16 protein-coding genes are annotated in these 20,693 nt (G+C 61.8%); 5 read left to right on the top strand and 11 right to left on the bottom strand.

Annotation, left to right across the window (positions count from 1 at the left end; genetic code table 11):
* Positions 1-46: 46 nt before the first annotated feature.
* Positions 47-1,012 carry a pyridoxamine 5'-phosphate oxidase family protein gene (locus BGK68_RS11430; protein ID WP_075257197.1) on the top strand — a complete coding sequence of 322 codons (966 nt, stop codon included), beginning with the start codon at positions 47-49 and terminating at the stop codon, positions 1,010-1,012.
* 69 nt (positions 1,013-1,081) lie between these two features.
* On the top strand, positions 1,082-1,972 hold the full coding sequence (locus BGK68_RS11435; RefSeq protein ID WP_075257198.1) for a LysR family transcriptional regulator: 891 nt from the start codon (positions 1,082-1,084) through the stop codon (positions 1,970-1,972).
* 241 nt (positions 1,973-2,213) lie between these two features.
* Here the strand turns inward: BGK68_RS11435 and BGK68_RS11440 are convergent, their stop codons facing one another.
* The 9 genes from BGK68_RS11440 to BGK68_RS11480 all read right to left on the bottom strand — a co-directional run bounded on the left by BGK68_RS11440 (position 2,214) and on the right by BGK68_RS11480 (position 13,543).
* The gene (locus tag BGK68_RS11440) at positions 2,214-3,188 is read right to left on the bottom strand and encodes a LysR family transcriptional regulator (protein WP_233149297.1); all 975 of its coding nucleotides are present in this window, start codon (positions 3,186-3,188) and stop codon (positions 2,214-2,216) included.
* 48 nt (positions 3,189-3,236) lie between these two features.
* Positions 3,237-4,256 (bottom strand): histone deacetylase family protein, encoded by a 1,020-nt coding sequence (locus BGK68_RS11445; protein ID WP_075257199.1) that lies wholly within the window; start codon positions 4,254-4,256, stop codon positions 3,237-3,239.
* The gene (locus tag BGK68_RS11450; RefSeq protein WP_075257200.1) at positions 4,253-5,584 is read right to left on the bottom strand and encodes an MFS transporter; all 1,332 of its coding nucleotides are present in this window, start codon (positions 5,582-5,584) and stop codon (positions 4,253-4,255) included. Before BGK68_RS11450 ends, BGK68_RS11445 begins: the two co-directional genes overlap by 4 nt.
* A 295-nt stretch (positions 5,585-5,879) precedes the next feature.
* On the bottom strand, positions 5,880-7,334 hold the full coding sequence (gene gabD / locus BGK68_RS11455; RefSeq protein ID WP_069373226.1) for an NADP-dependent succinate-semialdehyde dehydrogenase: 1,455 nt from the start codon (positions 7,332-7,334) through the stop codon (positions 5,880-5,882).
* 26 nt (positions 7,335-7,360) lie between these two features.
* Positions 7,361-8,194, bottom strand: a complete 834-nt coding sequence (locus BGK68_RS11460) for an ABC transporter permease (protein ID WP_075259796.1) — start codon at positions 8,192-8,194, stop codon at positions 7,361-7,363.
* 52 nt (positions 8,195-8,246) lie between these two features.
* Positions 8,247-9,527, bottom strand: a complete 1,281-nt coding sequence (locus BGK68_RS11465; protein WP_075257201.1) for an ABC transporter permease — start codon at positions 9,525-9,527, stop codon at positions 8,247-8,249.
* A 239-nt stretch (positions 9,528-9,766) separates the two neighbouring features.
* Positions 9,767-10,810 carry an ABC transporter substrate-binding protein gene (locus tag BGK68_RS11470; protein ID WP_075257202.1) on the bottom strand — a complete coding sequence of 348 codons (1,044 nt, stop codon included), beginning with the start codon at positions 10,808-10,810 and terminating at the stop codon, positions 9,767-9,769.
* A gap of 237 nt (positions 10,811-11,047) precedes the next feature.
* Positions 11,048-12,178 carry an ABC transporter ATP-binding protein gene (locus BGK68_RS11475; RefSeq protein ID WP_075257203.1) on the bottom strand — a complete coding sequence of 377 codons (1,131 nt, stop codon included), beginning with the start codon at positions 12,176-12,178 and terminating at the stop codon, positions 11,048-11,050.
* A gap of 84 nt (positions 12,179-12,262) precedes the next feature.
* Positions 12,263-13,543, bottom strand: coding sequence for a 4-aminobutyrate--2-oxoglutarate transaminase (locus tag BGK68_RS11480; protein WP_075257204.1), 1,281 nt, complete (start codon positions 13,541-13,543; stop codon positions 12,263-12,265).
* A 115-nt stretch (positions 13,544-13,658) separates the two neighbouring features.
* On the opposite strand from BGK68_RS11480, the gene pdxR reads away from it, so the two are divergent.
* Together pdxR and BGK68_RS11490 are read left to right on the top strand one after the other, a co-directional pair.
* Positions 13,659-15,209, top strand: coding sequence for a MocR-like pyridoxine biosynthesis transcription factor PdxR (gene pdxR, locus BGK68_RS11485; protein ID WP_075257205.1), 1,551 nt, complete (start codon positions 13,659-13,661; stop codon positions 15,207-15,209).
* Between the two features lie 134 nt (positions 15,210-15,343).
* The gene (locus tag BGK68_RS11490) at positions 15,344-16,345 is read left to right on the top strand and encodes a zinc-binding alcohol dehydrogenase family protein (protein ID WP_075257206.1); all 1,002 of its coding nucleotides are present in this window, start codon (positions 15,344-15,346) and stop codon (positions 16,343-16,345) included.
* A gap of 33 nt (positions 16,346-16,378) precedes the next feature.
* Here BGK68_RS11490 and BGK68_RS11495 read toward each other — a convergent pair whose 3' ends face one another.
* Entirely contained in the window at positions 16,379-17,905 is a 1,527-nt protein-coding gene (locus tag BGK68_RS11495; RefSeq protein ID WP_075257207.1) for an AAA family ATPase, read from the bottom strand.
* Positions 17,902-18,903, bottom strand: coding sequence for a reverse transcriptase domain-containing protein (locus BGK68_RS11500; RefSeq protein WP_075257208.1), 1,002 nt, complete (start codon positions 18,901-18,903; stop codon positions 17,902-17,904). Before BGK68_RS11500 ends, BGK68_RS11495 begins: the two co-directional genes overlap by 4 nt.
* A 458-nt stretch (positions 18,904-19,361) precedes the next feature.
* Between BGK68_RS11500 and BGK68_RS11505 the strand changes: the two genes are divergently transcribed.
* The gene (locus BGK68_RS11505) at positions 19,362-20,684 is read left to right on the top strand and encodes a hemolysin family protein (RefSeq protein ID WP_075257209.1); all 1,323 of its coding nucleotides are present in this window, start codon (positions 19,362-19,364) and stop codon (positions 20,682-20,684) included.
* Positions 20,685-20,693 lie beyond the last annotated feature (9 nt).

The raw sequence follows: 20,693 nt of genomic DNA on the forward strand, positions 1-20,693 counted from the left end.
GCGTGTTCGCATCGCACCCGCGCATTTCGTTTCTGTGAGGTCCGCCATGAGCACTTCTTCCTCCCCATCGGTCTGGCATGCAGGCGAGCAACTGCTGCAAGCGCAACTCGGCGTGGCCGACAAGATGCAGGCCGTCGGGCAGCGCGTGGTGCGCACCGTCATGCCCGATCAGCATCGCGACTTCTACCGCCAGTTGCCTTTCATCGTGCTGGGCAGCGTCGATCCGGCAGGGGATGCCTGGGCGACTTTGCTGGAAGGACAGCCGGGTTTCCTGGCTTCGCCTTCGCCCGTCCAGTTGGACATGCATGCCCATCCTGCGCCCGGCGATCCGGCTGCCGCCGGCATGGCCGCAGGCGCGCCGGTCGGCCTGCTGGGCATCGAGATGCACACGCGCCGGCGCAACCGCATGAATGGCGTCCTGACGCCGCTGGAGGACGGCTGGCGGGTCCAGGTGGAGCAGAGCTTCGGTAACTGTCCCCGCTACATCCAGCTGCGCGACTATTCCTTCGCGCGTGATCCGGCGCAGGATCATCCCGGTCAGCCCGAATCAATGGCCACGCTGGATGCCTCGGCGCGCGAATTGATCGGCATGGCCGATGCCTTTTTCGTGGCCACCTATGCCGATGTGGACGAGCGGCGTCAGGTCGATGTCTCCCATCGTGGCGGCAAGGCGGGTTTCGTGCGGGTGGATGCGGAGGGGGCGCTGACCGTGCCGGACTTCAACGGCAACCTGTTCTTTTCCACGCTGGGCAACATCGTCCTCAATGGCCGTGCGGGTTTGTTGTTCGTCGACTATGCCAACGGGGATGTGCTGCAGATGAGCGGGCAGGCCGAGCTCATCCTCGATTCGCCGGAGATTGCCGCCTTCGAGGGGGCCGAGCGGCTGTGGACCTTCCGCCCGCAGCGCATCGTGCGCCGCCGTGCCGCGCTGGCCTTGCGGTGGCGCTTCCAGGACCAAGGCTGGTCGCCGTATGTGCTGGCCACGGGCCAGTGGCCGCGCGCGGGTGCGTGAGACGGCTTTCTTCCTGACCGAACGGATGGAGGCATAATGCTTCCCTCGTTCACAGGGAAAGGCAGACTCATGGACCGTTGGCTGGCGATGCGAATCTTCGTGCAAGTGGCCGAGACCGCCAGTTTCGCCAAGGCGGCGCGGCAGATGCAGTTGAGCGCACCGGCGGTGACCCGCACCGTGGCGGGGTTGGAAGAACTGGTCGGTGCGCGCTTGCTGGTGCGCACCACGCGCTCGGTCAAGACCACCGAAGCCGGCGCCCGCTACCTGGAAGACTGCCGCCGCATCCTCGCCGAAATCGCCGAAGCCGAGGCGGCTGCCGCCGGTCATTACGACCAGCCCTCGGGCACGCTGTCGGTGACGGCGGCCTTGCTGTTCGGGCAGATGCATGTGCTGCCCATCGTCACGGAATATCTCGATCTCTATCCGGGCATGCGGGCGCGGACTTTCTTCGTTGATCGCCCGGTCAACATTGTGGAAGAAGGCATGGATGTGGCGGTGCGCATTGGCCATCTACCTGATTCCGGATTCACGGCCATCCAGGTCGGTTCGGTGCGCCGCGTGATCTGCGCCGCACCCGATTATCTGCGCCGGCATGGCGTGCCGACCTCGCCGGCCGATCTCAAGCAGCATCGCATCGTCACCTCCACCAGCGCGTGGGCCTCGCCCGAATGGCGTTTTGCCGATGGCCAGCGCGTGCTGGTGGAGGCCGCCCTGCAGACCAATACCAACGAGGCCGCCATCGCCACGGCCCGTCAGGCTTGGGGGTTGACGCGGGTATTGGCGTACCAGGTGGCGGCTGACCTGCGGGAAGGGCGCTTGCAGCGGGTCATGAGCGAGTTCGAAGAGCCACCCTTGCCGATTCATGTGCTCTATCCGGAAGGGCGGCGTTCGCCGGCCAAGGTGCGGGCTTTCATCGATCTGGCCGTCGCCAGGCTGCGGGAGAATCCGGCGTTTGATTGAGCGTAGAACCCGCCAGGCTCTACGCGCCGGGGAGGGATTGCCGCAGTTGCCTCACCATGGTCTTGATGGGCAGATGGTGGATGCAGCCAAGCATGCGCAATGGCGATGTGCAAGCTAAGAGTGTGAAATTGCTCTTTTAATGGAATGCGAGAGGATAATCCGATTTAACAGAGCAATATTGCTTCCTAATCTTGGCAAGAACGCTTCTCCATGTCGGCAAAGGCGGAAACGATCCAGGTTCTCACGCCGTCCTCACCTCCAGCGGCACCCGCTGCAGGAAGCGCTCGAACGACGCCAGGAAGGCCTGTTCCGGCGCTGATAGCTTGCGTTGACCATGCCAGGTCAGGAAGACGTCGATCTCGGCCACCGGGCCACCCAGCGGCAGTACCTTCAACTGCCCCTCCGCCACGTCCTGGCCGATCAGATGTTCCGGCAGGAAGCTCAGGCCGACCCCGGCGACCACCAGCCGGCGGATTTCTTCCACATGTGGTGAGGTCGCGGCGATGTGGCCGGTAAATCCTTGCTGATCGCGAAAGACGGTCAGGGGAGAGAGCGTATCGCCCAACTGGTCGCTGGCAAAACAGACGAAATTCTGCACCAGCAGTTCGGTCATGGTCACGCTACGTTGCGCGAACAAGGGATGACGTCGTCCGCACACCAGTACATAGCGATGCCGCAGGAACAGCCGCCGTTCCAGTTTTTCCACCGGCTTGCGGCAAAGGCACAGGCCCAGGCCGCTGCTGCCTTTGGCGAGGGTGTCGAGAATGGCCGCACTCTGCATGACATCGATGCGGAATTCCACGCGCGGATAGCGCCGATGGAAACGCGCCAGGAAATCGTCATACGCCGCGCTCTGCACCCGGCTCATCAGCAACAGGCGCAGGTTGCCCGCGACATCCTCGCCAGCCTGCCCTGCCACCACCTCGATGCGCGCCATCATGCCGTACATCTCGCGCGCGACGGCATAGATTTCTTCACCCAGCGGCGTGAGCCGGAACTCGCCGTGACGCCGGTGCAGCAGCATGCCTCCGAGATTGTCTTCCAGCCGCCGCAGCGCCTGGCTCACCGCCGGCTGGCTCAGGCACAAGGTGCTGGCAGCGCGCCCGACGCCGCGCTCTTGCACCACGAACATGAAGGTGCGCAGCAGGTTCCAGTCCATGCGCTCGGAGGAAAAGGCAGGCAGGGGCGGGCGCAGGCTGGCGGAGTCGTGGCGCATGATGGCTAAGTCCAGGGGTGTCGAAGGCAAGTCAGGCAGGCTCAGGCATCAGGCGCGCTCCAGTCCGGCGAAGAAGCGCGCGGCGTTGTCCTGCAATCCGCCGATATGGTAACCGCCTTCCTGCACCACCAGCGTGGGCAATCCCAGTGCGCCGACCTCGCGCCCCAAGCGCTCGAAACCGGCGCTGCTCACGGCCACCACCGCCTGCGGGTCTTTCTCGAAGATGTCGAAGCCCAGACTCAGTACCAACACCTCGGGCTGGTACAGCGCGATGGCGCGGCAGGCCTGCGTCAGGCGCGCAAAGAAGACCGCTTCGGGTGAGCCATGTGGCATCGGCAGGTTCAGGTTGTAACCCAGGCCTTCGCCGCTGCCGCGCTCCTCTTCAAAGCCGGCCACCACGGGATAGAAATTCTCGGGGTCGCCATGGATGGAGACGTACATGACGTCACGCCGCGCGTAAAAGATTTCCTGGATGCCCTGGCCGTGGTGCATGTCGGTATCGAGCACGAGCACGCGGCGATGCTTTTCACTCAGCATCTGGGCGGCGATGGCGGCATTGTTCAGATAGCAGAAGCCCCCGGCCGCATCACGCCGCGCATGATGGCCGGGTGGGCGGCACAGCGCATAGGCGCGTCGCTCACCTTGCAGCAGCGCCTGCGCGCCGGCAATGGCGCACTGGGCCGACCAGTAAGCCGACTGCCAGGTGTGCGGCCCGACCGGACAACTGCCATCGGCGAGATAGCGCGCTGCCTTGGCCAGCACCCCGCGTAGCGCATTGGGTTCGCGCACGAAGATGTTGGAGACCACTTCCTGCCCCCAGTCATCTGGCAACTCCATCCACTGGGCATGCGCTTCTTGCAGAAATTGCAGATAGTCCAGCGCGTGCACCGCACTGATGGCGGCGGCTCCCGCGTCGGCGGGCGGCTGCACCGCAAAGCCCAGCCGCGTGCACAGCGCGGCCAGCTCATCCAGCCGTTCCGGCACCTCTTGCGGCACGCGCATCTTGCCGCGCGAATAGTAGCTCTGCGGGTGATGCAGTTTCTGCGCGGGATGGTAAAAGGTTTTCATCGACCCTCCTGAACGCGCAGCGGGCGCGGCAGCGTCACGGAGCGATCACGGCCCAGGCGCGCCACGCACGACATCGACAACAGCGAAAGAGCGGAGAACAGCAGGGCCAGTGGCCACCACTGGCCCTGGAATTTCTCTGCGAGGACCGTCCCCAGCAATGGCGTGAGTCCGCCGAAGAGCGCCCCCGAGACCTGATAGGCCATGGAGATGCCCGTATAGCGGATGCGCGTCGGGAAGGCCTCGCTGACGAAGCCGGCGATGACCGCGTAATAAGCGCCGATGAAGAGGATGGCGATGGCCACGCCCGCCGTCACGCTGATCAGCGAGCCGACATCGACCAGTGAAAACATGGCGTAGGGCGAGATGATGGACAGGGCCGACATCGCCACCAGGAAGCGGTGATTGCCCATCAGGCGCGCCAGATAGGCCGCCAGCGGCGTAATGAAGAATTGCATCACGGACACCGCCAGCAAGCCGTTGAGCACCAGCGCACGCTCGAGATGGAGGTATTGCGTGGTGTAGACCAGCATGAAGGTATTGGTGAAATAGAATCCGGCGATACCCAGCACGTTGGCGCCGATGGCCAGCATCAGCAGGGCGGGCGCGCCGCGCAGGACCTCGGCCAGGGGCGCCGCCTCCGAGCTGGCCGCCGGTGTGCTGGCGCGCCGTTGCTGTTCGTCCAGGAAGTCGGGTGACTCCTGCACCGACAGCCGGATCGCGAACCCGACCACCAGCAAGAGGGCGCTCATCAGGAAGGGAATGCGCCAGCCCCAGTCGAGGAAGACAGCATTGTCGAGGCTGCTGACCAGCTTGAACATGAGGGTGGCCAGGATCAAACCGGCCGGGCTGCCCAGTTGCGCGAAGGAGGCCAGGAAGGTGCGCCGACTCTGGTCCGGCGAATGCTCACTGGCCATGAGCACGGCGCCGCCCCATTCGCCGCCTACCGCGATGCCCTGGATGAAGCGCAACGCCACCAGCGCGATAGGCGCCCAGATGCCGATGCTGGCATAGGTCGGCAGCAGCCCGATGAGTATCGTCACCGTGCCCATCATCAGCAGGGTGATGACCAGCGATTTCTTGCGGCCGACGCGGTCACCGATGTAGCCAAATACCGCCCCGCCCAATGGCCGCGCCAGGAAGCCCACCGCGAAGGTGCCGAAAGACGCCAGCGTGCCGTAGAAGCCGTTGGTGGTGGGAAAGAACAGCTTGCCGAACACCAGGGCCGAGGCCGTGGCGTAGATGTAGAAGTCGTACCATTCGATCATGGTGCCGACGAAGGCCGCCAGCGAGGCGCGTACTGGCTGGTGACGAGATGCCGCGGTGTGCATGGTTCAGTCTCCCGATGTGGATGTCGATGTGGGGGAAACTGAAGTTATACGACTGCCGCGCTCATAAGAAAAATTAGGTTTTTGAATCTTTTACATTCGGAATCCTTATGCGAGAAGGAGGCGCACATGCGCTTTTTCGCAGCTTCACCGGCCATGTCGATTTTTTGCCGGGCCCATCAAGCACAACGCCGCGCGGCTGTCACAACAGCGGCGCGGCGTCTCGATGCAGGTAAGTCTATCGACCGGCCTGGGTCAGGGAGATGTCAGAAAGATCAGTGATGATTGGCATCCACTATCAGATTCCCCCCATGCACAAATACTTCACCACCAGATAATCATCAATCCCGTAGTGCGACCCTTCCCGTCCCAGCCCCGACTGCTTCACGCCGCCAAACGGCGCGACCTCGTTGGAGATCAGCCCGGTATTGATCCCCACCATGCCCGACTCCAGCCCTTCGGCCACGCGCCAGATGCGGCCGATGTCGCGTGAGTAGAAGTAGCTGGCCAGGCCGAACTCGGTATCGTTGGCCAGGGCCAGGGCTTCTTCGTCGGTCTTGAAGCGGAACAGCGGCGCCATGGGGCCAAAGGTCTCCTCGCGGGCGACCTGCATGGCCGGGGTGACGTCGGCCAGCACGGTGGGCTCGAAGAAGCTGTGGCCCAGCGCGTGGCGCTTGCCGCCCAGCAGTACGCGGGCGCCCTTGGCGACGGCGTCGGCGACGTGCTGCTCGACCTTCTGCACGGCCTGCTCATTGATCAGCGGACCCTGGGTCACGCCTTCTTCGGTGCCTTGGCCGACCTTGAACTTCTTCACCGCTTCCACCAGCTTGGCGGCGAAGGCGTCATAGACGCCATCCTGCACATAGATGCGGTTGGCGCACACGCAGGTCTGGCCGGCGTTGCGGTACTTGGAAGCGATCGCGCCTTCGACGGCGGCGTCCAGATCGGCGTCGTCAAAGACGATGAAGGGCGCATTGCCGCCCAGTTCCAGCGAGAGCTTCTTGATGCTGGAGGCGCTCTGCTGCATCAGCAGCTTGCCCACGCCGGTGGAGCCGGTGAAGCTGATCTTGCGCACGATGGGGTTGGAGGTCATCTCGCCGCCGATGTCCTTGGGCGTGCCGGTGACCACGCTGAACACGCCCGCCGGAATGCCCGCGCGCTCGGCCAGCACGGCCAGCGCCAGCGCAGAGAAGGGCGTGGCTTCAGCCGGCTTCAAGACCATCGGGCAGCCGGCGGCCAGCGCCGGGCCGGCCTTGCGGGTGATCATCGCAGCCGGGAAGTTCCACGGCGTGATCGCAGCGCACACGCCGATGGCTTCCTTGATGACGACGATGCGGTTGGAAGGCGAAGGGGAGGGGATGGTGTCGCCATAGGTGCGCTTGCCCTCTTCGGCAAACCACTCGATGAAGGAGGCGGCATAGCCGATCTCGCCCCGTGCTTCGGCCAGCGGCTTGCCCTGCTCGGCGGTCATGATCAGCGCCAGGTCATCCGTGTTGGCCAGCATCAGTTCGTACCAGCGGCGCAGGATGGCGCTGCGTTCCTTGGCGGTCTTCTTCTTCCAGGCGGGCCAGGCGGCGTTGGCGGCTTCGATGGCGCGGCGTGTCTCGGCTGCTCCCATCAGGGGAACATGGCCCAGCAGTTCGCCGTTGGCCGGATTGTGCACGGCCAGGCGTTCGCCCTGGTCGGCATCGCACCACTGGCCGTTGACAAAGGCTTGCTGGCGCAGCAGGGCAGGGTCTTTCAGTTGCAGCATCTTGGGTCTCCGTTGAGTGGCCGGCCTCAGAAGCGGGCGGCGGCCTTGTTGCGTCCGCGCAGCCATTCCAGGGCCAGCAGCAGGCAGGTTGAGAAAATGATCAGGATCGTCGCCAGCGCGGCAATGGTCGGGCTGATGTTGTCCTTGATGCCGGCAAACATCTGGCGCGGCAGCGTGGCCTGTTCAGGGCCGGCGACAAAGAGGGTGAGAACCACTTCGTCGAAGGAAGTTGCAAAGGCAAACAGCGCACCCGAGATCAGGCCCGGGGCGATCACCGGCAGCGTCACGCGGAAGAAGGTGCGCAGTGGGCTGGCGCCCAGGCTCAGGCTGGCGCGCACCAGGTTGTGGTTGAAGCCCTGCAGCGTGGCCAGCACGGTGGTGACCACAAAAGGCGCGCCCAGCGCGGCATGCGCCAGGATCAGGCCGAGGTAGCTGTCAGAAAGGCCAATACGGGCAAAGAACAGGTACACGCCCACGCCCACCACGACCACCGGCACGATCATGGGCGAGATGAGGATGGCCATCAGGATGCCCTTGCCACGGAAATCGGCCTTGTTCAGGCCCACCGCCGCCAGTGTTCCCAGCACGGTAGCAATGACGGTGGCGGCTGGGGCGACGATGAAGCTGTTCTGTGCGGCGCGCACCCAGTCGTCGGAGCTGAACAGGTTCTCATACCAGCGCAGCGAGAAGCTCTTGATGGGATACATCAGGAAGCTGCTGTCGGAGAACGACAGCGGGATCATCACCAGGATAGGCGAGACCAGGAACAGCAGCACCAGCACGTTGAAGCCGCGCGAGGCGAAGAACCAGGCGCGTCCGACGAGCGAGGTGTAGGGCGGGAAGAGAGGCGGTTTGTTCATGGCGTAGTCCGTGGATTCTTCGATGTTCTTCAGTGCATCGGTGGCGCAGCGATCAGCTGATGCCCACATCGACCTTGGCAAAGCGGCGATAGACGCCATACAGCACCAGGGTCGCCGCCAGCAGCAGGGCGCCCAGTGCGCAGGCCATGCCCCAGTTGATGGTGGTGTTGATGAAGTAGGCGATGAAGTAGCTCACCATCTGTTCGTTCGGTCCGCCCAGGAGCGCCGGGGTGATGTAGTAGCCGCCGGCCATGATGAACACCAGCAGCACGCCCGCGCCGATGCCCGGGTAGGTCTGCGGCACATACACGCGCCAGAACGCGGCGAAGGGATGGCTGCCCAGCGAGACGGCCGCTTTCAGGTAAGTGGCTGGCACCGACTTCATGACGCTGTAGAGCGGCAGGATCATGAAGGGCAGCAGGATGTGCGTCATCGAGATGTACACCCCCACGCGGTTGAAGACCAGCTCCAGCGGCGACTGCGTCAGACCGGCCAGCATCAGCGCCTTGTTGACCAGGCCTTCGGACTGCAGCAGCACGATCCAGGCCGCCACGCGCACCAGGATCGAGGTCCAGAAGGGAATGAGCACCAGGATCATCAGCAGGTTGGCGCGGCGCTCCGACATGGTGGAGAGCCAGTAGGCCAGCGGATAGGCCAGCAGCAGGGTGATGCAGGTGACCACCGCGCTCATCCACAGCGTGCGGCCGAAGATGGTGCGGTAGATGGCGGATTCGGGCGGCGCGGCTTCGATGTCGCCGAAGACGTTCTGGCGCAGGTCCAGCGAAGCCAGCAGGTAGTAGGGCGAATAGACCGAGCCGTTCTGGGCGATCACGCGCCACACGTCGGGTTGGCCCCATTGCGCATTGAGGGCGATGATGGCCTCGCGGGTGGCCGCCGGGCTCAGGGGTTTGCCCTCGGCGTCACGCAGCGGCATGGCGCGCGCCGTGCCCATCACCAGCGAGCGCGAGCCGGCCAGCTCGATGTTCAGACGCCGCGCCAGGTTGCCGGCGGTGGTGTCTTCCTTGGCGCGGGCGAGGTCTTCGGCCAGGGCCGAGTAGGCCTGGTCGGGCAGGGCCGACTTGCGGTCCCACTTGGCCAGTACCGCCACCGTCTGCGGCAGCGTGGTGGCCACTTCGGGGTTTTCGATGGCGCGCTGCAAGAGGGCCACGATGGGCGCCACGAAGGTCAGCAGCAGGAAGATGGCCAGCGGCGCGATCAGCGCCAGCGCACCCAGCCGCTTGCGGGTCTGGGCGGCGCGCAGGTCGCGCTTGAGTTGCTGCGGATCAGGTTCGGCCAGGGGCATGGCGGCGGAGCTAGTGGCGATGGTGGTCATGTGTCGGTAATCCGGTGGCAGCGGGGTTCAGCACAACGGCGCTTGAACATTGTTGCGCGCCGAAGCGGGACAGATACAAGAGCTGCAGCGCCACCCGCTACCGTTCGGACTGAGTAGGCCCTGCAAGGGCCGTATCGAAGGTTCGCCGTCAGTGTACCGACGGCGAACCTTCGATACGCGGCTGCGCCGCTACTCAGGACGAACGGGAGCCAGGGCGCGCAACGGCTGCATCGGACCTGTTACTTCGCGATCCAGGCCGCGAAACGTTGCTCCAGCTCTTCGCCGTGGTCGGTCCAGAACTGCAGGCTCAGTTGCACCGCATCCTTGGCGTTGGCCGGCGAGGTCGGCAGGTTGGCCAGGGTCTTGGCATCGAGCAGCTTCAAGGCGCCCTTGTTGACGGGGCCGTAGGCGATGTTGTTGGCGTAGGTCTTCTGGGTGTCCGGCTGGCTGGCGAAGCTGATGAACTTCTCGCCCAGGGCCTTGTTGGGCGAACCCTTGGGGATCACCCAGTAATCCAGCGTATAGACGCTGCCGGCCCACACCACCTTGAGGTTCTTGCCTTCGCGCTGGGCGGCGTCGATGCGGCCGTTGTAGGCATTGGCCATGACCACGTCACCCGAGGCCAGGAACTGCGCCGGCAATGCACCTGCATCCCACCACTGGATGTTGGGCTTCAACTGGTCCAGCTTCTTGAAGGCGCGGTCCACGCCTTCCTTGGTGGCCAGGACCTTGTAGACATCCTTGGTCGGCACGCCGTCGGCCATCAGGGCGAACTCCAGGTTGAACTGGGCGCTCTTCTTCATGCCGCGCTTGCCGGGGTATTTCTTGGTATCCCAGAAATCGGCCCAGCCGGTCGGCGGGGTCTTGAGCTTGTCGCCGTTGTAGGCCAGCACGGTGGACCAGACGAAGGCGCCCATGCCGCATTCGCTGACGGTGGCTTCGGGGATGTAGTCGTCTTTCTTGATGGTCTTGGCCAGGTCGAGCTTTTCGATCAGGCCGTCGTCACAGGCGCGGTTCAAGTCGCCGCCGTCGATTTCCACCACGTCCCAGCTGACCTTCTTGGTCTCGACCATGGCCTTGAGCTTGGCCAGTTCACCGTTGAACTCAGAGGTCACGACCTTGGCGCCGGTGCTCTTCTGGAACGGCTCCACGTAGGCCACCTTCTGGGCGTTGCCATTGGCGCCGCCAAAATTGACCACGGTCAGTTCAGCGGCACAGGCCGCGCCGGAAAACAGCAGGCCCAGGGCGAGCGGGGACAGCAGGGCGGGTGTCAGGCGTTTCATTGTTGTTCCTCGTTGGTTATCGTGCGTGTTGACTGTGTTGGAAAAAACCGAGCGGCAATCTGCGGTTGCCTGACTCTTGGGACTGCAAAGGACTACAAAAATGGGATACCGGCTCCCGTTCGGACTGAGTAGGCCCGAGAGGGCCGTATCGAAGACACATAGCGGGTTGCGTCCTTTGATCCGCGGCCAAGCCGCTACTCAGGGCGAACGGGCGTCACAAGTTGCATCCGTTGATTTTCAGAGGAAGCAGCGCAGACGATCCTGCGCCACATGCAGCACCACGCTGCTGCCCTCGCTCAGCCCCGACAGCGCCGGGTCCGACAGCGAGAGCTTGACGAAGCAGTCTTCCTGCCCCGCGACCGTGCAGCGCACGCGCACATGGTCCCCAAAATAGATCAGCCCGGCGATGCTGGCGCGGATGCTGTTGGGTTCGGCGCTGCCACCCGCGGCCAGGCGGATGCGCTCGGGGCGCACGCAGGCGGTGATGCTTTGGCCGGCATGGGCGCGATGCACGTTCAGGCCGGTGACCACCGCGCCATCGGTCAGGCGCACCGTACAGTGCTCGCCCTGCACCGATTCCACGCTGCCCTTGAAACGGTTGTTGTCGCCGATGAAGTTGGCGACGAATTGATTGTCGGGATATTCGTACAGCTCGGTCACGGGCGCCAGCTGCTGGATCACGCCCTGATCGAACACGGCCACGCGGTCCGACATGGTCAGCGCTTCGCTCTGGTCGTGGGTGACATAGACAAAGGTCACGCCCAGGCGCTTGTGCAGGGCCTTCAGTTCCAGCTGCATGTGTTCGCGCAGTTGCTTGTCCAGCGCGCCCAGGGGTTCGTCCATCAGCACCAGCTGCGGATCGAACACCAGCGTGCGCGCCAGCGCCACGCGCTGTTGCTGGCCGCCCGAGAGCTGGGTCGGATAGCGGTCGCCGAACTTGCCCATCTGCACCATGTCCAGCGCCTGCTTGACCTTGGCCTCGCGGGTGGCGCGATCCATCTTGCGCACCGACAGCGGATAGGCCACGTTCTGGGCGATGGTCATGTGCGGGAACAAGGCATAGTTCTGGAACACCATGCCGATGTTGCGCTTGTGCGGCGGCACGCGGTTGAGCAACTGGCCGTCCAGGCGGATCTCGCCGCCGGTGGGGAATTCAAAGCCGGCCAGCATCATCAGGCAAGTGGTCTTGCCCGAACCCGACGGGCCCAGCAGGGTCAGGAATTCGCCCCGGCGAATATCCAGGTCCAGGTTCTTGACGATCAGGTTTTCGCCGTCATAGGTCTTCTTCACGCCGCAGAACTGCACCAGCACATCGTTCTGCTGTGCCGGTGCCTGCACCGCTTGCTTCATTGCATAAGCCGCCATCATTCATCCTCTCTCTGATGTGGGCCGGATTCGCCGTCCGGCCCATCCCTTCATTCCTGTTGCAACAGCTGCCGTGCAATGCAAATCTCAGGCCAGCCGGATCGCCTTGGCCAGGATGCCCAGCGCTTCGTCCATGACGGTATCGGGAATCGTCAGCGGGAACAAGAAGCGGATCACGTTGCCGTAGCTGCCGCAGGTCAGCAGCAGCAAGCCGTTGTTCAAGGCATGCTGCTGGACCTTCTTGGTGTACTCGGCATCGGGCTCGCCGGTGGCCGGATCGGCAAACTCCACCGCCACCATCGCACCCACGCCACGCACTTCGGCGATCTGCGGCACGGACGAACGCAGTTCCTTCAGGTGCTCCTGCAGCTTGTCGCCCAGGCGCTGGCCACGCGCCACCAGTTGTTCTTCTTCCATCACGTCCAGCACCGCCAGCGCCGAGGCGATGGCCAGCGGGTTGCCCGCGTAGGTGCCGCCCAGGCCGCCAGGGGCCGGCGCATCCATGATCTCGGCGCGGCCATTGACCGCCGACAGCGGCATGCCGCCTGCCAGGCTCTTTGCCATGGTAATGAGGTCGGGCAGGACATCGTAATGTTCCATCGCAAACAACTTGCCGGTGCGGCCATAGCCGGACTGCACTTCGTCCGCGATCAGCAGGATGCCGTGCTCGTCGCAGAGGGCGCGTAGGCCGCGCATGAAGTCGGCCGGCGCGGCGTAGAAGCCGCCTTCGCCCTGCACCGGTTCCAGGATGATGGCCGCTACGCGCTTGGCTTCGATGTCGCTCTTGAAGAGGCCCTTGACGGCTTCCAGCGCATCTTCGCTGGTGATGCCGTGCAGCGCGCTAGGGTAGGGGGCATGGAAGACGTCACCGGGGAAGGGACCGAAACCCAGCTTGTAGGGCGCGACCTTGCCGGTGAGCGCCATGCCCATCATGGTACGGCCATGGAAGCCGCCGGCAAAGGCGATCACGCCCGGACGGCCAGTGTGGGCGCGGGCGATCTTGATGGCGTTTTCCACCGCTTCGGCGCCGGTGGAGAAGAAGGCGGTCTTCTTCGCATAGTTGCCCGGCGTGAGGCTGTTGATGCGCTCGGCCAGTTCCACGTAGCTGGCGTAGGGCACGATCTGGTAGGCCGTGTGGGTGAACTTGTCCATCTGCGCGCGCATGGCGTCGAGCAGCTTGGGATGACGATGGCCGGTATTGAGAACGGCGATGCCGGCAGCGAAGTCGATGAAGCGGCGGCCCTCCACATCCCACAACTCGGCATTGGCTGCGCGCTCGGCATAGAAGTCGCACATCACGCCCACGCCGCGCGGGGTAGCGGCGTTCTTTCGTTGTTGCAGCTCTTGGTTGTTGGCCTTGCTGGTCATTGCTTGCTCCGGGTAAAGGGCGCCCTGGCGGCGCGGAAATGGCTGAGTCGGAAACAATATAAAACCCAAGTGGCACTGTAATATAGAGCCAATTTCAAATATTTGATGGTGCCACTTGAAAATCGCCTCGCTCTCCGATTACCTGCTGCTACGCATCAATCGTCCAGCTGTCAAAGCCGCTCCAGGCAAGGCAAAAGCCGGTTCCGCGCACGAAAGCAGTGCAGCGAAATCCGCCCCGCGCACCCCCGTGAACCGGCAGATCTACCAGTTGATCCGCGAAGCCATCCTGGCCCATACCCTGCCGGCTGGCATGCAATTGCCCTCCTCGCGCGACCTGGCCCTGGAACTGGGCAGCTCCCGCAACACCGTCACCTATGCCTATGAACAGCTGCTGGCCGAGGGTTACCTGGAGAGCCGCCCCGGCGCCGGCACCTTCGTGGCCGACACCGCCCCGGACCAGATTCCCGAAGCCGTCGAGCGTCCCGAACCGCTGACCGACCCCAGCGGCAAGTCCGAGCTGTCCGCACGCGGGGCCATGCTCACGCGCCAGGCCGGAGTCGGGGAGCGGCAGTGGGGCGCCTTCATGCCCGGGGTGCCGGACGTGACCTGCGTGCCCTACAAGATCTGGGGCCGCCTGCAGAACAAGCACTGGCGCCGCTCCAACGCCGACCTGCTGACCTATGGCCCCGGCGCGGGCTATGCCGGGCTGCGCGAGCAGATCGCCGAGTACCTGCGCGTGGCGCGCTCGGTCAATTGCACGCCTTCGCAAGTGCTCATCACCACCGGCATCCACCAGTCGCTGGACATCGTGGTCAAGCTGCTGGGCGAGCATGGCGACAGCGCCTGGGTGGAAGACCCCTGCTATTGGGGAACGCGCAGCGTGCTCAATTCGCTGGGCATCCAGTCGGTGCCCATTGCGGTCGATCAGGAGGGCATGCGCATGCGCCTGGCCAACCTGCGTCGGCCGCCGCGCTTCATCTGCACCACGCCCTCGCACCAGTATCCGCTGGGCATGGTGATGAGCCTGTCGCGGCGGCGCATGCTGCTGGAGTACGCCGCCACCCACAAGGTCTGGATCATCGAAGACGACTACGACAGTGAATTCCGTTATGGCGGCAGGCCGCTGGCGTCGCTGCAGGGCATGGATACCCAGGACCGGGTGCTGTACATGGGCACCTTCAGCAAGATCATGTTCCCTGGTCTGCGCATCGGTTTCCTGGTGGTGCCCGAGTCCCTGGCGCGGGCCTTTTCCACCGGCATCGCCGAGCTCTACCGCAATGGCCAGGTGTTCTTGCAGGCCACGCTGGCCGACTTCATGGCCGAAGGGCATTTCGCTTCGCACATCCGCAAGATGCGCGTGCTCTACGCCGAGCGGCTGCAATTGCTGCAGCAGTCCATCAATCGTCATTTCGGCGAAAAGATGACCATCACCGGCGGCGAGGCCGGCCTGCACCTGGTGCTGGGCCTGCCGCAGGAGTGCGACGACGTGCTCATCTGCGAACAGGCCCTGGCCGCCGGCATCGTGGTGCGCCCGCTGTCGCGCTACTACATGCATGCACGGGGGGCGCGGCGCGGCCTGTTGCTGGGCTATGCCAGCGTCCCCAATGATGAGATTGCGCGGGCTTTCGACAAGCTGGCGGCGGTGATCAAGCCGCATCTGGCGTAGCCGGCTTGCCATGTGGGCTGAGCGGTGATTTTCGTGTTCGGGAGGAAAGTCTTTCGCGGCGCAGGCAGTGGTGCAGGAGGGCATGCAGGCCTAAGATGGCCCGTCTGCTGCATTCAACGTGAAAAGGAATCCCCATGAAAGCCATCCTCACCCAACCGCAATCCCCGCTCATCAGCGCACCGGATGCCCTGATCGATACCACCTTGCCCGATCCCATTCCTGGCGAACATGACCTGCTGGTGGAGGTCAAGGCCATCTCGGTCAATCCCGTCGATACCAAGATCCGCGCCAGCGCCAAGGAAGCCCGCGTACTGGGCTGGGACGTCAGCGGCGTGGTGCGCGCGGTCGGCGCGGCCGTCACGCTCTTTGCGCCGGGCGACGAGGTCTTCTATGCCGGTTCCATCACCCGCCCCGGCGCCAACAGCGAGTTGCACGTGGTGGATGAACGCATCGTCGGCCGCAAGCCGGCCAGCCTCGGTCACGCCGATGCCGCCGCCATCCCGCTGACCGCCATTACCGCCTGGGAATTGCTGTTCGACCGCGTGGCCGTGGCCGAAGGCGGCGGGCAGGGCCAGCATCTGTTGATCATCGGCGCGGCTGGCGGCGTCGGTTCCATGCTGACGCAGTTGGCGCGCAAGCTCACGCAACTGACCGTGATCGGCACCGCCTCCCGTCCTGAGACGGCGCAATGGGTGGGCGAGCTGGGCGCGCACCATGTGATCGATCACAGCCAGCCGCTCAAGCCACAGCTGGACAAGCTGGGCATCCCCGAGGTCGGCATCGTCATCAGCCTGACCCATACTGACCAGCATTACGCCCAGATCATCGATGTACTCGCCCCGCAGGGGCAGCTGGCGCTCATCGATGATCCTGCCTCGCTGGATGCGATGCCGCTCAAGCTCAAGAGCATTTCCCTGCACTGGGAGCTGATGTTTACGCGCTCGATGTTCCAGACGCCCGACATGATCCGGCAACATGAACTGCTGCAACGCGTCTCGCAGCTGCTGGACCAGGGCGTGCTGCGCCCCACTACCGGCGAACATTACGGGCGCATCGACGCAGCCAACCTGCGGCGCGCGCATGGCTTGCTGGAGTCGGGCAGGGCGAAGGGGAAGATTGTGCTGGAAGGGTTCTGAGCGGACATTATCAGGGGCTCAGATGTGTTTTGTTCAGTCGTGCCGCTGCTTGTTGAGCGCATGGCTGGTCGAAAGGAATTGTTCCAGAGCGTGAAGCAGGGAGGAAATAGAGGCGGGATTCTTTTCGATCAGGAACTCGAAAATCTGTTGTTGAGTGAATTCGCGAGCGGTCAGATGCGCAAACAGTCTTTTTCCTGCATTTGAGAAGTCCCGCTCCTTGATCGGCTCTCCGCGCGCTGCACTGAGCTTCCTGCGTACCTCCGTATCTTTTCTGAAGATCAGGATGAATTGATAGAAGAGTCGTTTGAGCAGACTTCCCCCGCTGTATTTTTCGCCGCGGGAGAATGCCTGCAAGCGGTCGTGATCCGGAATCAATAGCTGCAATTCCCGCGTGTCCCAGAATTCTCCCTTGAGGCATCGTGTAAGGAGTTCTTTTTCAACACTCTCCATGGGAATGCAGAAGACGTTTTCCTTTTTGGCCAATGCCGTTTTTCTCTGATCGCCATCCAACACGACGATGACGTTCTTGTATTCGTCTGTGAGGAACTTCTCGCTCTTGTTTCTCTGCATGAGATCAGTTGTGTTCTTGCTTCCGCCCACAAAAATGATCTTGAACTGGTAAAAGGGACGGGCACAATGTTGATCGATGAGATGTTTCAGAAAGTCGCTGAGCACGGCATCTTCTGTGAGGATATATTTCTCCCATCCATTGAAGCCAAACAAGGTGCTTTTCACAAATCCATAAGATTTTCTTTCGATGCTGATGGCGCCGTCTGCTTGCTCTTCCATATAAAAAAGCTCATCAGAAACGGTGCGCATCATGGCAAGGGAGTGTGTCGTGAAGACAAACTTTGTTTGATAGATGTCCTTGAATCTTCTCAACCATTCGACCAACCGGACCTGTGCGGCCGCATCCAGTGAGATATCGATTTCGTCAATAAAGATGGCGAGGTAGTGGGACCTTATACGGCGATACAAACTGATCAAGAAGTATTCCCCGGAGCTGAAATGGTCTTCCCTCAGGTAATAATCATCGTCGTAGGGAATGACGTAATAGGGGACTCCCTTTACCGTTATCTCGACAAGATTATCAAACTTGTTTGTGAGGTAGATTGCCTTCAGAAAGCTGATCAATTCCTCCGGCCTTGAGTAGTCCTTGAGCACGATCTGGCGGCGAAGGTCATCGTCGATCCCGCTGATTTTCTGGAAAAAATTAAAGCGTTCTCCGTAGGGGATCGGAAGCTCGACTGATAGCCTGTCCTTTAAATTCTTCGGCAGCGTTTGTCGTGAATCCAGGGTCTTTAGCTTGGCGTTGTAGTTGAAGACAATCTCCTGACCATTTATCTCATAGCGTATCAGGCTCGCGGCGGAAGCTATCCGCGCCGCACTGGTTTTGGTGAAGGTGTCGGCATTGATCAAGTTGCCGATCGCCTTGATCAGCGTCGTCTTGCCGGATCCGTTCTTTCCCGTAATGCATAGCAGAGACTTGTCGTCCAGATCGAAAGTGAAATCGATCTTACTGATGTGCTGTACGTTCCGAATCGAAATCGCAAGTTTCATTTTTCTTTTGAAAAACCGCTGTACTTGAGCGCATCGATGGTTGCTGCTCCAAATTTGCGGCGTAGTTTGTCCGTGTAGTCTGGATCTATGGAATCAACGTAGTTGATGTTTCCACTTAGGTAGGCAATGTAGTCATCTTCAACCAGATCGCGCTTTGCATCCGTTCGTTGCTTGGCCTGATTGACAATGTTCTTGAATTTTTCCCGGTCATTCAGATAGAAGAAGAGCAGGACCTCGAGCTCGTTCTTTTTCTTCGTATCGATGCTGATCCTTCCATTTGGAAGGATCAGCATGCCAAGAATCTTTATTTTGCCGCCGACCTGGAAGAAGCGGGTTTTCCCTTGATGAATAAAGAATTTTTCCGATGAAAATTGATGCAGCTTTTCCTGTACCGCATTACCTGCCTCCTGCACAGCACCTTGGTTCTGCCCTGAAATGATGATGTCGTCAGCGTAGCGGGAATAGCTAAGATCCCGCTCCTGGCAGAGGCGCTCCATCTCGTTGTCGAAATTCAAGAGAACCGCATTGCTCAACGGCGCGGATGCTGGAAGTCCGACTGGTATGGAATCGTCGATACAGACGAGATCCACGATCCGATCAAGATGAGCAGTCAGATCGGCGATGGGGCAGTACGGTTCACCCGCAAGGATGGTTCTTTTCGTGAGCGCTTGATCAATAGAATCGAAGAACGACTGAATGTCGGTTTGGAAGAAGTACTTGCTTTGAGTGTGCCGTTGAACGGCATTGACGGCGCTGAAGCCTTTCCGGTAGGAAAAAACCACACGCTCGTTGATAGGCAAGAGCTCGAACAGGAATAGATTGAGGAACCGATGGTAGAGCTTGAGATTTTCCTTCGGTTTGAATAATTTCCTTCCGCCAAAGTCACTCGTCCCGATGACCTCATAGTTCTTCTCGACCGGGCTTTGCAAGAAATCTTCAAAGCTATGTTTGCCGTGATACATCGCATCAAAGAGCTTTTGCAAAGGTTGTTTAGTCATATATTCCGACGTTCATCCGTCCAAGGTCTGCGAGGCAGGCTTGCCCGTTTTTCCTCTGCAGTTGTATAATCGCGCCATGTCAGTGACTAGGAGTAGCTCCAGTCATTCTGCTGACCTCTAGGCCGTCTGATTCTACCAATTTAGTTGCGTGGCTTGAAACTTCTCAAGCCACGCAATAGTAGAACTCCAGATATTCAGGCCTTAAAAATCCCCATTTTGACGGCGCCCGGCAAGATCGAGACCAAGCTCGATTTGAGTTGGTGTCATTCCGTATATTTCCTAAGCGCACAGGTCTTCTTTAGCAGTGCAATTTCAAGCCCCCAGTGCCAGCATGTTCCCCACACAAAAATTGCATTTCTGATAATTAAATGGGATCTACCCTGCGCCCATGGTAAATTATCAGGCCCGGACCAGCCCATCGTGTCCGGACCCTCTCACAACCCCCATAGGAACCCTAGTTGGAAAACATATTACTGATCCTCGTGGCCTTCTTCCTGGTCGCGTTGAACGGTTTTTTCGTTGCAGCAGAATTCAGTCTGGTCAAGTTGCGGCAAACGCGCATCCGGGCCATCGCAAAGACACAAGGCTTACGCGGCCGTATCCTGGCCGTGGTGCACAACCAGCTCGACGCCTACCTTTCGGCCTGCCAGCTGGGCATCACCCTGGCTTCGCTGGGCCTGGGCTGGATCGGTGAACCGGCCTTTGCCCGCATCCTCGAACCTCTCTTCTCGCTGGTGGGCGTGACCAACCAGGAACTGATCCACGGCGTATCCTTCGTGTTCGCCTTCTTCGTCATTTCCTTCCTGCACATCGTGGCCGGCGAGCTGGCTCCCAAGTCCATGGCCATCCGCAGCCCCGAGAAACTCGGCCTGTGGTGCGCCGTGCCGCTCTATGGTTTCTACTGGGGCATGTATCCGCTGATCTGGGTGCTCAACGCCAGCTCCAACTGGCTCCTGCGCGTGGCTGGCCTGGGTGCGGGCCATGGTCATGACGCCCACTATTCGTCGGACGAACTCAAGCTCATCCTGCGCGCCGGCAACAAGAGCGGCAAGAGCGGCAAGTTCACCCGCGACGAATGGAACGTGCTGACCCAAAGCCTGAACTTCGCCGAGCTGGACGTGGCCGACATCATGCGTCCGGCCAGCGAGATCGTGGCGCTGGGCGATGACAAGAGCCTCGAAGAGAATCTCGACATCATCTATCGCAACCGCTATTCGCGTTATCCCTACTTCGACGCCGAGCGCCAGCAGGTGCTGGGACTGGTGCACCTCAAGGATGTCTTCCTGGCGCAGCAGGATGGCCGCGCCATCGCCAACCTCAAGGACTACCTGCGCCCGGTGCAATACATCTCGCCGGCCCTGCCGGCGCTGGACCTGCTGCGGCGCTTCCGCACTGGCAGCCCGCACTTCGCCATCATCGGCAAGAAGGGCCAGCCCCCGGCCGGCTTCATCACGCTGGACAATATGTTGAGCCTGCTGGTGGGCGAGATCCGCGACGAGTTCCGCCACAACACCGGCGAATGGACCCGCCAGGACGACGGCACCCTGCTGGGCAAGGGCAGCCTGCCCATCGTCACGCTGGAAAACATGCTGGGCATCGACATCGAGTACGACGACAGCATCGACTCCGTCGGCGGCCTGGTCATGGAAAAACTGGGCGACCTGCCCAAGGAAGGGCAGAAGATCGACTTTCCGGCCTTTGACGTGGTCATCAAGCGCATGTCGGGGCCGAAGATTGTGCTGGTGAAGGTCTATCCCAAACTGCAGGAAGTGCGGGAGTAAGCCCGTATC

Source organism: Herbaspirillum camelliae, from assembly GCF_001929405.1.
In the GTDB taxonomy this organism is placed as follows: Bacteria; Pseudomonadota; Gammaproteobacteria; order Burkholderiales; family Burkholderiaceae_D; genus Herbaspirillum; species Herbaspirillum seropedicae.

Excerpts from the sequence above, each read along its gene's own strand:
- BGK68_RS11430 (WP_075257197.1), top strand. The coding sequence starts at position 47 with ATGAGCACTTCTTCCTCCCCATCGGTCTGGCATGCAGGCGAGCAACTG.
- BGK68_RS11435 (WP_075257198.1), top strand. The coding sequence starts at position 1,082 with ATGGACCGTTGGCTGGCGATGCGAATCTTCGTGCAAGTGGCCGAGACC.
- BGK68_RS11440 (WP_233149297.1), bottom strand. The coding sequence starts at position 3,188 with ATGCGCCACGACTCCGCCAGCCTGCGCCCGCCCCTGCCTGCCTTTTCC.
- BGK68_RS11445 (WP_075257199.1), bottom strand. The coding sequence starts at position 4,256 with ATGAAAACCTTTTACCATCCCGCGCAGAAACTGCATCACCCGCAGAGC.
- BGK68_RS11450 (WP_075257200.1), bottom strand. The coding sequence starts at position 5,584 with ATGCACACCGCGGCATCTCGTCACCAGCCAGTACGCGCCTCGCTGGCG.
- gabD (WP_069373226.1), bottom strand. The coding sequence starts at position 7,334 with ATGCTGCAACTGAAAGACCCTGCCCTGCTGCGCCAGCAAGCCTTTGTC.
- BGK68_RS11460 (WP_075259796.1), bottom strand. The coding sequence starts at position 8,194 with ATGAACAAACCGCCTCTCTTCCCGCCCTACACCTCGCTCGTCGGACGC.
- BGK68_RS11465 (WP_075257201.1), bottom strand. The coding sequence starts at position 9,527 with ATGACCACCATCGCCACTAGCTCCGCCGCCATGCCCCTGGCCGAACCT.
- BGK68_RS11470 (WP_075257202.1), bottom strand. The coding sequence starts at position 10,810 with ATGAAACGCCTGACACCCGCCCTGCTGTCCCCGCTCGCCCTGGGCCTG.
- BGK68_RS11475 (WP_075257203.1), bottom strand. The coding sequence starts at position 12,178 with ATGATGGCGGCTTATGCAATGAAGCAAGCGGTGCAGGCACCGGCACAG.
- BGK68_RS11480 (WP_075257204.1), bottom strand. The coding sequence starts at position 13,543 with ATGACCAGCAAGGCCAACAACCAAGAGCTGCAACAACGAAAGAACGCC.
- BGK68_RS11490 (WP_075257206.1), top strand. The coding sequence starts at position 15,344 with ATGAAAGCCATCCTCACCCAACCGCAATCCCCGCTCATCAGCGCACCG.
- BGK68_RS11495 (WP_075257207.1), bottom strand. The coding sequence starts at position 17,905 with ATGAAACTTGCGATTTCGATTCGGAACGTACAGCACATCAGTAAGATC.
- BGK68_RS11500 (WP_075257208.1), bottom strand. The coding sequence starts at position 18,903 with ATGACTAAACAACCTTTGCAAAAGCTCTTTGATGCGATGTATCACGGC.